Annotated in this window: 14 protein-coding genes; 8 read left to right on the forward strand and 6 right to left on the reverse strand. The window is 36.7% G+C overall.

All coding sequences use genetic code 11. The features are described from left to right. Both AC1DG9_RS03065 and AC1DG9_RS03070 read left to right on the forward strand, forming a co-directional pair. Window positions 1-1,353, forward strand: coding sequence for an alkaline phosphatase family protein (locus tag AC1DG9_RS03065; protein ID WP_337717255.1), 1,353 nt, complete (start codon window positions 1-3; stop codon window positions 1,351-1,353). Between the two features lie 71 nt (window positions 1,354-1,424). After that, on the forward strand, window positions 1,425-3,776 hold the full coding sequence (locus tag AC1DG9_RS03070) for a phosphocholine-specific phospholipase C (RefSeq protein WP_477634299.1): 2,352 nt from the start codon (window positions 1,425-1,427) through the stop codon (window positions 3,774-3,776). Here the strand turns inward: AC1DG9_RS03070 and AC1DG9_RS03075 are convergent. Then, window positions 3,773-4,090, reverse strand: a complete 318-nt coding sequence (locus AC1DG9_RS03075) for an isoleucyl-tRNA synthetase (protein WP_288881901.1) — start codon at window positions 4,088-4,090, stop codon at window positions 3,773-3,775. The two genes, AC1DG9_RS03070 and AC1DG9_RS03075, sit on opposite strands and share 4 nt — an antisense overlap. A gap of 157 nt (window positions 4,091-4,247) precedes the next feature. Here AC1DG9_RS03075 and AC1DG9_RS03080 point away from each other — a divergent pair, with 157 nt between their 5' ends. From AC1DG9_RS03080 to AC1DG9_RS03090, 3 genes are all read left to right on the forward strand, one after another. Then, window positions 4,248-4,589: an ArsR/SmtB family transcription factor gene (locus AC1DG9_RS03080; protein ID WP_172661621.1), complete on the forward strand. Its 342-nt coding sequence runs from the start codon at window positions 4,248-4,250 to the stop codon at window positions 4,587-4,589. Further along, window positions 4,576-5,061: an SRPBCC family protein gene (locus AC1DG9_RS03085; protein WP_337717259.1), complete on the forward strand. Its 486-nt coding sequence runs from the start codon at window positions 4,576-4,578 to the stop codon at window positions 5,059-5,061. The genes AC1DG9_RS03080 and AC1DG9_RS03085 overlap by 14 nt, the downstream gene beginning before the upstream one ends. A gap of 110 nt (window positions 5,062-5,171) precedes the next feature. Continuing rightward, window positions 5,172-5,441, forward strand: coding sequence for a hypothetical protein (locus tag AC1DG9_RS03090; protein WP_048907616.1), 270 nt, complete (start codon window positions 5,172-5,174; stop codon window positions 5,439-5,441). Window positions 5,442-5,467: 26 nt separating this feature from the next. Here AC1DG9_RS03090 and AC1DG9_RS03095 read toward each other — a convergent pair whose 3' ends face one another. Next, window positions 5,468-6,202, reverse strand: coding sequence for a class I SAM-dependent methyltransferase (locus AC1DG9_RS03095; RefSeq protein WP_337717261.1), 735 nt, complete (start codon window positions 6,200-6,202; stop codon window positions 5,468-5,470). 121 nt (window positions 6,203-6,323) lie between these two features. Between AC1DG9_RS03095 and AC1DG9_RS03100 the strand changes: the two genes are divergently transcribed. Next, the gene (locus tag AC1DG9_RS03100; protein ID WP_337717263.1) at window positions 6,324-6,803 is read left to right on the forward strand and encodes an FKBP-type peptidyl-prolyl cis-trans isomerase; all 480 of its coding nucleotides are present in this window, start codon (window positions 6,324-6,326) and stop codon (window positions 6,801-6,803) included. A 301-nt stretch (window positions 6,804-7,104) separates the two neighbouring features. On the opposite strand, the gene AC1DG9_RS03105 is transcribed toward AC1DG9_RS03100, so the two are convergent. Further along, window positions 7,105-7,827: a peptidase associated/transthyretin-like domain-containing protein gene (locus AC1DG9_RS03105; protein ID WP_337717265.1), complete on the reverse strand. Its 723-nt coding sequence runs from the start codon at window positions 7,825-7,827 to the stop codon at window positions 7,105-7,107. Between the two features lie 354 nt (window positions 7,828-8,181). Between AC1DG9_RS03105 and AC1DG9_RS03110 the strand changes: the two genes are divergently transcribed. Continuing rightward, window positions 8,182-8,772: a GIN domain-containing protein gene (locus AC1DG9_RS03110; protein ID WP_337717267.1), complete on the forward strand. Its 591-nt coding sequence runs from the start codon at window positions 8,182-8,184 to the stop codon at window positions 8,770-8,772. A gap of 9 nt (window positions 8,773-8,781) precedes the next feature. Here AC1DG9_RS03110 and AC1DG9_RS03115 read toward each other — a convergent pair whose 3' ends face one another. From AC1DG9_RS03115 to AC1DG9_RS03125, 3 genes are all read right to left on the reverse strand, one after another. Further along, entirely contained in the window at window positions 8,782-9,606 is an 825-nt protein-coding gene (locus AC1DG9_RS03115; protein ID WP_337717269.1) for an SGNH/GDSL hydrolase family protein, read from the reverse strand. A 166-nt stretch (window positions 9,607-9,772) separates the two neighbouring features. Then, on the reverse strand, window positions 9,773-10,579 hold the full coding sequence (locus tag AC1DG9_RS03120) for a phytanoyl-CoA dioxygenase family protein (RefSeq protein ID WP_337717271.1): 807 nt from the start codon (window positions 10,577-10,579) through the stop codon (window positions 9,773-9,775). A 252-nt stretch (window positions 10,580-10,831) separates the two neighbouring features. Then, complete coding sequence (locus AC1DG9_RS03125) at window positions 10,832-11,611, reverse strand: SDR family NAD(P)-dependent oxidoreductase (RefSeq protein WP_172661628.1); 780 nt, start codon at window positions 11,609-11,611, stop codon at window positions 10,832-10,834. A 43-nt stretch (window positions 11,612-11,654) separates the two neighbouring features. Here AC1DG9_RS03125 and AC1DG9_RS03130 point away from each other — a divergent pair, with 43 nt between their 5' ends. Continuing rightward, window positions 11,655-12,509 (forward strand): PAS domain-containing protein, encoded by an 855-nt coding sequence (locus AC1DG9_RS03130; protein WP_288881888.1) that lies wholly within the window; start codon window positions 11,655-11,657, stop codon window positions 12,507-12,509. The last annotated feature ends 5 nt before the right edge of the window (window positions 12,510-12,514 follow it).

Below are 12,514 nucleotides of genomic sequence, written 5' to 3' on the forward strand. Positions count from 1 at the left end.
ATGAAGAAAACTGTAGTAATAGATGTTGTTGGCTTATCCTCGAACCTTATTGGCAAGCATACTCCCTTTTTAGAACAATACATAAAAGATAAAAACCTTGGTGCAATAGCACCAATGCTACCGGCTGTAACTACCAGTGTACAATCAACTTATTTAACAGGAAGACAGCCAACAGAACATGGTGTTGTCGGGAACGGATGGTACGACCATATGGATTCGGAAATCAAGTTCTGGAAGCAATCAAACAAGCTTGTGCTTGTAGAGAAGATCTGGGACAAGGCAAAAAAAGAAGATCCTAATTTTACTTGCGCCAATATGTTCTGGTGGTACAACATGTATTCAAATGCTGACTACAGTGTAACTCCACGTCCAAACTATTTAGCTGATGGCAGAAAACTTCCTGATTGTTATTCAGAACCGGCAGAATTACGCGATATTTTACAGGATAAATTAGGTCAGTTTCCGCTTTTTCAATTTTGGGGACCAGGTGCAAATATAAAGTCTAGCCGATGGATTGCTGATGCATCTATGATTACTGAGGATCTTTACAATCCTACCCTTACCTTAATATATTTGCCACATCTGGATTATTGTCTGCAAAAATTCGGCAGTGACTTTGATAAAATCAGCAAAGAACTTGGCGAGATAGATGAATTGGTAAAGGACCTGGTAACATTTTATGAAAAAAAAGGAGCCAATATCATTATTCTATCCGAATACGGGATTGTTCCGGTAAGCAAACCGATTCACCTAAACAGAATCTTTAGAGAAAACGGGCTGTTGCAGATTCGTGTAGAGCGAGGTTTAGAATTATTAGATGCGGGTGCTTCTAAAGCATTTGTGGTTGCGGATCATCAGGTTGCACATGTTTACATCAATGATCCAACGGTAACCGACCAGGTAAAAACTATTCTTGAAAAAACTCCTGGCATTGCTATGGTTTTAGATAAGGAAGGCAAAAAGAAATATGGAATGGACCATGAAAGGGCGGGCGACTTTGTATTGGTTGCTGAACCGGCAAACTGGTTTACTTATTATTTCTGGCTTGACGACGCAAAAGCTCCTGATTATGCCAGGTGCGTAGATATTCATAAAAAACCAGGGTATGACCCTGTTGAAATGTTCATGTCTTCTAAACCGCGTGCGGCATACAAGCTATTAAGAAAAAAAGCAGGTTTCCGTTATGTAATGGATGTTATTCCATTAGATGCCACCTTAATTAAGGGCTCACATGGCAGCATCAACACACCTGCAGAGTTTCACCCTGTTTTAATTACGGATCAAAAGCTAAACAACAGCAATGTACAGGCGACGGAAATTCATGACCTGATCTGGAAAGCGCTAAAGGGGTAATCTATCGGTTACCAACTTATTTCTATTCTTATTACATTTGGTTCAAACACACAACATACAAATGAACCACTATGAACTCAAGAAGAGACTTTCTTAAAAAAGCTGCCCTATTATCTGGAGCAGTGGGTTTACCCAATGTAATTCCTATGTCTATCCAAAAGGCAATGGCAATCGAAGCAGATCCCGGATCTACATTTTATGATGCAGAGCATATTGTAATCCYGATGCAGGAGAACCGCTCTTTTGATCATATGTTTGGTAAGCTCAAAGGTGTTCGTGGCTTTAATGATCCAAGAGCTTTTACACTTCCTGATAAGGATAAGGTCTGGTTACAAAAAGATAATGAGGGTAAAACCTATGCCCCGTTTCATGTAGACATTAATAAAACAAAGATTACCTGGCAAGGTGGGCTGCCTCACTCCTGGTCGGACCAGCTTGCTGCCCGAAACAACGGCAAGTATGATAAATGGGTACCTGTAAAATCACTTATGTCTTTAGGATATTATGACAGGACAGATATTCCTTTTTATTATTCAATGGCCGAAGCCTTTACAATTTGTGACCATAATTTTTGCTCATCTCTTACCGGCACTACTCCAAACAGGTTATTTTTCTGGACAGGTAACATTCGGCCTGAATTAAACGGGAGTTCGGTAGCAGCTGTAAACAATTCTCAAGCAGAATCAAGAGAGGGTGCTTTTGTAGACTGGGATACATTTCCAGAGGTATTAGAAGATAATGGCATTGATTGGAAGATCTACCAAAATGAAATATGGACAGCAGATTTACAAGGTGACAATGTAGATGATTGGTTAGGTAATTACGGGGACAATGCAATTGAGTATGTAAAACGCTACAACGTTAAGCTTGCGGCATATTTCAGAAAGAATGGTGATTCGACAAGTAAGCCTGCCCTCACTGCAGCACAGGTAACCGAAAAATACAATAAGCTATCTACCCGTGAAAAGAATTTAATAGACAAAGCATTTGCCAGCAATATAAATGCGCCGTTTAACTATCTGGAACTTGCTCCATTTACCTTTACTAATGACCGGGGACACGAAGAAACCATCAGCATCCCGAAAAACGATATCTTCCATCAGTTTCGCTCTGATGTTGACAATGGCAAACTACCCACCGTTTCATGGCTGGTAGCTCCGCAAAGATTCTCTGATCATACCAGTTCACCGTTGTATGGAACATGGTATGTATCTGAAGCGCTTGACATTTTAACAAAGAACCCCGAAGTATGGAAAAAGACAGTTTTCATCCTTACATATGATGAAAATGATGGGTACTTTGATCACATCCCTCCATATGTAGTTCCAAAACCTAACGACCCATCGAGTGGAAAAGTTTCTGAAGGAATTTCTGTTGATGCCGATTATGAGCTAGAAAAAGATAGCCCTATTGGATTAGGTTATCGTGTGCCAATGATCATTGCCTCTCCCTGGAGCAAAGGGGGCTATGTAAATTCGCAAGTTTTTGACCACACCTCTTCACTCATGTTTTTAGAAAACATACTTAGCAAAAAAACCGGGAAGAAAATTCGCAGTAATATGATTAGCAGTTGGAGAAGAGTAATTTGTGGCGATCTGACATCAGCTTTCAGGCCTTCAACAGGGATGTCATCTGTTGCACCAGCACCTTTAAAAAGAGAAGAAGTTGTTACCAATATTCAAAATGCAAAAAATAAGCCGGCACAGGTTAAGCCAAATCCTTTATCAAAAACTGAAATAGCTTCAGGGGCTTATTTACCTCAACAAGAACGAGGAACAAGTAAGGCTTGCGCTTTACCGTATCAACTCTTTGCAGAATGTAATCTTGATAGTTCTAAAACCAAAGTAGAACTTTGGCTAGAAGCAGGCAGAGGCAATTTCGGGCAAAAAATATTGCCAGTCGGAGCACCCTTTAATGTATACACTACTAATCTATATAACGGGCAGGCAGGAAAGACCTGGGCATATGCAGTAAAAAATGGAGACAAAATTCTAGACCGCCTAACGTTGCAAAATTTTGGGGATGGGCAATATGATTTATGTATAAGTGCTCCTAATGGTTTTTTCAGAGCGTTTAAAGGTGATAAAAATGACCCTTCGCTAAAGGCTAACTGCCATTATGAGGTTAAAGGGTTTTTAAGCAAAAAGCCAAGTGGCAACATTGAACTTATTCTTGAAAATGAGGGTGATCAGGATTTAAAGATAAATTTAATCGACAATGTTTATAAAAGCGATGCCACCAGATCGATATCATTAGGTACGAAAAGTAAAAAAACTTTAATTATTGACCTTCAAAAGAGTTCAGGTTGGTATGATTTTACAATTCAATTAGAGGGTTACAATGCATTTTCAAAGCAATATGCAGGACATGTTGAAACAGGAGAAGATTCGATAACGGATCCATACATGGGTGGGGTGGTTTAAGCCTCTCCCATTTTTTCGTTTACCACAACTTTTTCAGTTACAGGTTCTTCAGTTGTGGATACTTGTGCCTCTGCTGCAACCATTTCTTCTTGTATTTCAGGATCAAGTTCTACACACCCTTCTTTATCTTTTTTTGCAAAAAGAATGGGATAGATGAGCATCAATGCTCCTGCGATAAATAAAATGCCTGCAAACGACAACATGTAATTACTTGATTCCACTTTGTTCACACTCATCACTTTATAAGCAATTAGCGCCAGTATGCCCAATATAAAGGCAATTACTGCTTTCTGAAGTTTTAGCGTTTTAATCATGACCAGAGGGTATTAAAATAGTTTTAAATAGTGGACAAAAATCAAACCATTTTCATAAAGCATCTAAAAAGGTAAGGTCGTCGCTTTGAATTTATTTTTTCAAAAATATTGCGCAATCAAATGATTGCATCTATATTTGCAACCATATAGTTGCAAAATGATAACAAGAAGAGATGTATTTCAAGCCATCGCTGATCCTACCCGCCGCGAAATTATTCAAAGAATAGCACAAGAGCCTTTGAATCTCAACGCTGTAGCCGAGGCTTTCAATATTAGTAGACAAGCAATATCCAAACACATACAAATCCTCACTGAATGTGGATTAGTAGTAATTAAGCAGGTAGGCAGAGAACGATTTTGTGAGCCTCAGCTTGATAAACTAAATGAAGTGGCTGACTGGGTTGAGCAATCCAAGAAACAATGGGTCAGCAAATTTGAAAAACTAGACAATTACCTACAAACAATACAAACTAAACAGAAAGAAGATGGGACAATCTAAAAAAGAACTTTTCATTACGCATCTTTTTGATGCCCCACGTGAACTTGTATTTAATGCCTGGACAGATCCAGAGCAATTAAAACACTGGTATGCACCTGATGGCTGTACCATCGAATTCAAGTACATCAATGTAAAGGAGGGTGGTACATTTCACTCCTGTATTCATGATCCTATACATGGAGATTGTTGGATAAAGGGCGTCTACGATCAGGTTATATTTCCCGAAAAACTAGTTTTCTCAATGATTCTTACGAATGAAAACGGCGAGTCAATAGCATCTGTTGCTGCCGGAAAACCTGAAGACTGGCCAGAAGAAACCATTACTACAGTGACTTTTACCTCAATTGGAAATCAGACAAAATTAGCTATCCATCAAACTGTTTCTGAAGAGGACGCGAAACAAACAGGTGCTTATCAAAGCTGGATCAAAATGTTTAATAAATTAAATGATCTAATCGCGATTAAAAAGTAAAAGCATAAGGATTTATAGAAATATAACATTTAGCTGTCACAATGCAGCTATAAATGCCTATTTATCATAGCAATAGATATATTCTATGTATCTTGTGCGTTATTCAAAATATGAGCGAAATTATAAACGAAACGCAGGTAGGAACTACTGACAAGAAAAAACTGGCTTTTGAAGAAAAGCTTCAAGAGATTGATAATAAATATTCTAGATGGTTTGGTACAAAGAACAACCCATTTACCGGAGCACCGGATAAGATTAACAACTATTTTCGTTATTTCTATACCGCTGAAGGTGAAATTCAACTTTACCTAAAAGATGGACTACCTTTAGAAATAGGTAAAGATTGCAGAAATGCATTCAAAGCAGTTTTTAATAACTAAAACTGCTAAAACCCAATCCCCCAACTTTATTTTTTTAATGCTGAAATAATAAGAAAAATAGGCCTGCGTAATTCATCTTGCATTCCAGGAATAGTCTTTAAAGATATTTCATCCGGCTCTGGTTCCACCAGGGCCGTTATTTCAAATCCATTTTTTAATAACCCATTAATATAGGCAGTTAAAGTCTTGTGATATTTGACAACTTCCTCTCCCAAAAATTTTGCCTTTCTAATTCCCTGATCGAAATACTTATCAACCGGCCAATGAATACGCTCACCCGCCTCATTGTAAATCCAATCCTGACTTCCATAGGCCGTAAATATTGGATGCTCAACCGAGAAAACAAAGACCCCTCCGGTAGAAAGCGTTTGGTACACTTTACGACACACCTCTTCAAAAGATTCCAGATAATGGAAAGCAAGGGAACTGAGTACAACATCATAAGAATCAGCAGGGAAATCAAAAGCTTCAATTGCTATTCTCTTATATTCAACAAATGAAAATTTATTCATTTCGTTGGCAGAATTCAGCATTTTTTCTGACAAATCTATTCCTAGCACTGATTTAGCACCATGTTCTGCAGCGTATTGGCAATGCCAGCCAAAGCCACAACCTAAATCTAAGACATGTTTATTTCTAAAATCAGGGAGCATTTTTTGAAGAACATGCCATTCGCCAGCTCCTTTTAACCCTTTTACTGAACGAGTCATTTGGCTATACTGCAAAAAAAAAGCAGGATTATCATATTTATTTTCTTTCATAGGTTCTGTTTATTACTTGTCAAAGCTAATAAACTCAATCTATTAAAAACAGACGTTTGCTTTTGCTAAAACGACTTATTAACTTCAAGTAATGATTTAAAAAAACATATATTTGATTATCATGACCAAAATAAACCATTTATTACTTTTCATCTGCATGGCAGGATGCCTTGTAGCTTGCAAAAAAGATTCCGTAGAAGATAACCACGATCCAATTGCTCAGTTTACAACTGATACAAATGCTATTAGAGCTTTTGTAACAAAAAACAATATTGTCACAAAAAAGGACGAACAATTTGGAGTCTTTTATCAAATCATTGCACCTGGCACAGGAAATATAGAGTATGTATCTACAACACAGGTTACTGCAAATTATACAGGAAGATTACTAGATGGAACAGAGTTTGATTCTAAAAACGGTGCTGTATTTACAATGGGTGGTTTAATTGGTGGATGGCAGATTGGCATTCCGTTAATTCAAAAGGGAGGTAAGATTCGTTTAATTATCCCTTCTTTTTACGCTTATGGGAATGTGAGAAACGGTCCTGTGCCTGCTAACTCAGTACTCGATTTCACGATAGAAATCACAGATCTAAAATAAAACCAAATATTAAAATATTTATCAGATCATTAAAAGGAGGCTATGGCCTCCTTTTTTATGCATAGAATTATCATAGTATTGTCATTTGAAAAATTACTTAGTGTATTTATTACACTATCTAAAAATAATTCTTACATTTGTATTGTTAATACAGCGTAGCTGATTATTAAACGATTAAAACAGACAATGGTGCGATTATTGTCTTAAAGAAAAAGATCCCGTTCATACTGGGTTTATATTTGGTTAAAAAGAGGTAGTGCTTGGATAAGACTACCTTTTTTTTGTGCCTTATTTTTAAGGTTTAGTTCTTCTTTTCTTTAAACGTCTTCAAATCCGACTTGATCTTCAACATCAAATTGTAATCAGATAGCTCCAATAACTCTTCTTTAGTAGGCCTGTATCGTTCTATAAATAAATCAAGAGAATCGCTCTCGAGCTTAGTAAGCGATGAAACAAAAGACTTTCCAAATCTTGAATCTATGTAAGCCTGTTTTTCATCTTCATGAAGTCTTTTCTTTAGCTTATTCTGAATATCATTTTTTCGCCCTAATAACCTTACCAATTGCAATACGTCAATCTTTACAAACTCAAACCGGCCCCTGGGTTGATAAGAATTTATAAAAACATCTTTAATACCAATAGGTTTATAATTGAACTCTCTTGCAAAATCTTTCCTTAGTTTTAGTGAATCTGCTTTGTGATTCCGTTGACCAAAAATAACAACTTCTTCAAGGTCTAAAGAAGTTGGCTTAAGTCCAATTGTCATTAGAGGAGACTTCCAATCTTTTACAAGAACATATCTTCTTTCATAGCCTATTCCTGAAAACCATACAGTATCTGCTGCAGAGGCAATTAATGAAAAATCACCAGTAGCGCTACTTATCTTTTTTGCATATTTTAATTGTATTGAAATACCGCCGAGCGGGCGTTCTGTTTGGATATCTATTACTTTACCTTTTATTAGCTGCGCAAAAACACCCTGACATAACAACATGAAAAACAAAAAGATAGAACTTCTTAGCATTACATTTTCCATTTATAAACGAAACTAATACATTCTGTAGAGACGGGTAAAATTTTAACAGTATTTAACTGATGACAATTCCATGATAAATAAGTGTTTAAACATTTATTACATTTGCCCCCGAGAGCGTTAATTTAAAGGGGGTAAGTCGAAAGGCCTATCCCCTTTTCTTATTTTAAACCATTTCTGGTCGCAAACAATTCTATAATTTTCTTTTCTAGTTGGTCGATTCCTTTTGACCGTTCGTCGTATTTTAATGCCCCATGGTATAAAACAGATAATAGCTGTGCAACTTTTTTATTGACGGAAGCATCTTATTGATAAATAATCAAAGAATCTTAAATACACACCGTCATGAAAACCCTTACAAAAACTCTATTTGCTTCTGCGTTTACAGCAATCATTTTAACATCTTCCGCTATCTCAACTTTTGCTGCAAATCCCAGTACTCAACTACTTTCATTTAAAACAGGCACTATTACGTTTAACAAGGTTGTTATTAGTGGAAATGTAAAAGTCATTTTAGTGAAAGGCTCGGAGGAAGAAGTCAGAATTGACGAATACTATAATTCCTCGAAAACCACAATCGCCAGAAAAGGTTATAATCTACTAATCAATTCTACCGATAGGTATCCTGTTACCATTATAGTTACAGTAAAAGATTTAAACAGAATTCAGGCATCAGGTAATGCATCAGTAGTTACCAGAGGTGAACTTAATCTTACTTGCTTGCAAATCTTTTTAAATGATAATGCTACCGCCAACGTAAGAACCAATGCAAACAGCATGTATACCATTCTTAAAGGAGAATCGACTTTAAAATTAAGTGGTACTGCAGATTCACATACTTATATAGCTAATAAGATCGAAAACATAAGCTTTGAAAACTTTGTTTGCCAGAAAACAGACAGGCTAACTAACGAGTTAATAGCTTCTAAACAATAAATTGGCCTTTTAATATTTCTTCATGATTTTAACTAGCATATCCGCTATGATCTGATAACCTTTATCTGAGGGATGTAAGCCATCGAAAGTATTGTCACTTGCTTCTATCGGATAAGGGTATTCATCAGTATCAGGATTAAAAGGAATATCCTTAAAATCAGGATAGCTATAATTCTTATAAGCTCCTGTTTCAGGATCTTTTAATCTTTTATACTTTACCAGGGTTTTTAACTCCATGCCACTTTTATTATATAAGTCCACTACTTTATAATGTTCATGACGGCCAATTTCATTAACAGCATCTGCAAACTGCGATAGCATCTGTCCCTTTTTCTCCTTATAAGAGCCCCATGCGTTATTATTACTATTTGCTATGTATACAAAATCTACACGTTGCATTGGAGTAATCAGAATAATTTTGGCATCAGGATTAAGGGTTTTAAGCTTGTTAATAATGATGCGATACGAACCGTAAACTGTTTTGAGACCAGTGCTATTGATATAGTCATTTAAAGTTCCTAATGGTTGGCCTGACCACCAATCGTTTGTACCTAAAAAAACTGAATATACATCGGATTTCTGGAGGCCAAGATTTTCGATTTCCTTGGCAATACCAACAGCTGTCCAACCATTATGGCCCTGATTAATGTAACGAATATTAGGCAACTTGCTTACCACCCTGGTCATGTAACCGCTGGTAACCCGGTTACCCGTTTCGTCCTGATGTTCATTTAAATAGGTAATGGAGTCACCAATAGCAGTCCATGTAATTTCCTTCTTGGTAAAAGATCCAAGAGTAACAACAATGGTAAGCAGCAATAATATTCTTTTCATTTGAGATCAAATTAACATTTACTTTATAGTAAACATAAGAATAAAATACGATTGCAATCTATCTTGCGATGCTTCTTTTATATACCGTTTTTACAAACAAAATAGGCTTATCCAGTCGGCCCGACCTTATCAAATAATTTATGATGATTAAGAATAACATGACTACTTATTTAACAATACCTGCAAAACGCTGGTAAAACACGGTTGGACTATTTTCATTTTTAGGAGCATATTTGCCTGCAATAATTGGAATGTAAATTACCCTTCTACGACTTTGCTCACCAATTACTGTAGATTGTGCAACACGATGCCATAATCTTCCATCGTGGATAGTAAGATCGCCCACCTCAGGTACTACTGCAATTTCTTCAGCATCTTCATCGTGGTCAAGAAAATATTTTTTTCTGAAAAGCATTTGATAAAGTCCTTGCTTGTGCGTACCTGGAATTATTCTTAAACCTCCATTTTCAGGTTCCAGATTATTCAGATGTATTCCCACATTAAGCATTGGATTTAGCTTTTGCCCATAAAAAACATCTCTTAAGCCATCAGTGTGCCACCCCATTTTTGTGAATTTACTATCCGGGCCATTTACATAATGATTAAAAACCATTCCGTCTTTTTCACTGTCGCCTAATCTGGCACCTGCACCAGCAAGTTCAAGTAAACCATTTAGTCTTGGATCAAGTAAAAGACCACTAAAGGCCGAATGATGCTGGTTAATAAATGCAAATCGTTGTACTATAGAAGAGCCATCGAGATCACGTCCATATTTAATTGGAACGCCATTAACTTTACTTACATCCTTTTCTAACCATTTTTTTTGCACTTCCAGAGAAGCATCTACAATTGATTTTACAGTTTGAGGTGTTATAAAGTTTTTGAAATGAATAAAGCCGTTTGTATTAAAAAAGTCTTTCTGCTCAGCGGTTAAAGTTTCAGCTAATGAAAACTTTGGATATGAAGTTGCCATAGGTATATTTTATAAAAAATTAAAAGAAGGTAATATTTGAAATCAGAGGTGGGTGCATGCGACCCTAAGAAATTAACAGCAACAACACTGCATGGGCTTCATCATCTGAAGCATTGCCATGGAGTGATTTAATGAAAAGTTGTTACCTGTTTTAATAGACATAGTCTATGTGTTTAGTAGTTTATTTTACAAACATATAAAATATATTGAATACCAAGCATTTATTTTTAAAAAATATTTTCTGATTCCGGATTATTTGATTTTATAGATGCCGGCTGTTATCTTCTCAATAAGTGATTTTGGTAAGACTCTATTCGCATATGCCGATATAATATTAGTGAAACCAGGTATTACTTCTGCTTTCCGATTTAACATCGCTTTAACTGCAATCTCCGCAACAACATCTGCATCCATATTAAATTTTTCGGCGATATCGTTAATAACTGAGAGTCCTGCCCTCTCGGCAAAACCAGTTCCAACAGGCCCCGGACTAATACACGTTACTGATATGGATGAATCTTTTAGTTCATATCTAATGGCCCTGCTAAACGACAAAACATATGATTTAGACGCCGCATACATCGCCAATGTAGGCACTGCCTGATACGCTGCCGTACTAGAAACATTAAGCACATAACCTTGCTGGTTTTGTCTTAAAATTGGAAGCATATAATAAGTAAGTTCGGTGAGTGCCGTTACATTAAGTTGTAACATATTTAACTGTTCATCTATAGAAAGGCTTTCAAATTTGCCCCAAACGCCAAAACCAGCATTATTAACAAGGGCTGAGACAGGAAAAGCATTGTCAGTACACCATTCCGTTACGCGCTTTGCAGCTCCGTGTACAGACAGATCTAATGCGAAAACTTCCACACTAACATTATACTGGCTGGAAAGTTCCAGTTTAAGTGCATTAAGTTCAGGAGCCGACCTTGCCACAAGTAAAAGATTAAACTTTCTTTTGGCTAACGAAATGGCTATTGACCGTCCTATTCCTTTACTTGCTCCTGTTATTAATGCGAATTGATTCATAAGGCTAAAAATGTAAATTTACAATAAATCAGCTCTAATTATTTTGAAAAACAACGCACTAATCAGAATCGTCATCACTTATCTAATTTTAGGTGGAACATGGCTACTTATAGGTTCGCAATTTATCGGTTGGCTTGATCGGCAATACCCGGCAACTGATTTAAGGAACTTATACTACCTTAAAAACTTTATATTTTTAATTGGCACTGCTATAGCGGCAGTAATAGGCTTAAACTACCATTATAGTAGCCTTTTAAATACAGAAAGAAGATATAAAAATGAACTTATTGCACATGAGAAACAGTTAAACGATCAAGTCCTCCTATACAATACGGTTACCAGGGCCACCAATGATGTGATATGGGATTATGACATAGCCAATGACAAATTAACCTGGATGAGTGGGTATAAAGAGATCTTTGGGCATGAAGACAATGAGGTTATTCACAATTCCTTCTGGGCTATGTCCCGGGTACATCCCGACGATCAGGCCCGTATCATTTATGAATTTGAGAAAATCATAAAAACAAAAGGGAACAAGTGGAAAGCAGAATACAGATACCTTTGTCAGGATGGCAGTTACAAACATGTTTTTGATCGCGGCTATCTAATCTTCGATGATTCCGGCAACCCGCTTAGAATGCTTGGAGCAATGCAGGATATAGATGTAAGAGTAAAACATGAAGAGCAGCTCGTAGCTCAGAATGAAAAGCTTAGAGAAATTGCCTGGCACAACTCTCACGAAGTAAGACGACCTCTATCTAATCTGCTAGGACTTATCCCTTTATTAAAGGATTCAATTGGCGACCAGGAGACCCTTACGGGCTTAGTTAATTTTCTAGAAATCTCGGCAGGAGAATTGGACAATGCTGTATTGAAGATCAATGACCAAATTTAATAAAG

The sequence above is a fragment of the Pedobacter sp. 05L430 genome, from assembly GCF_056397585.1.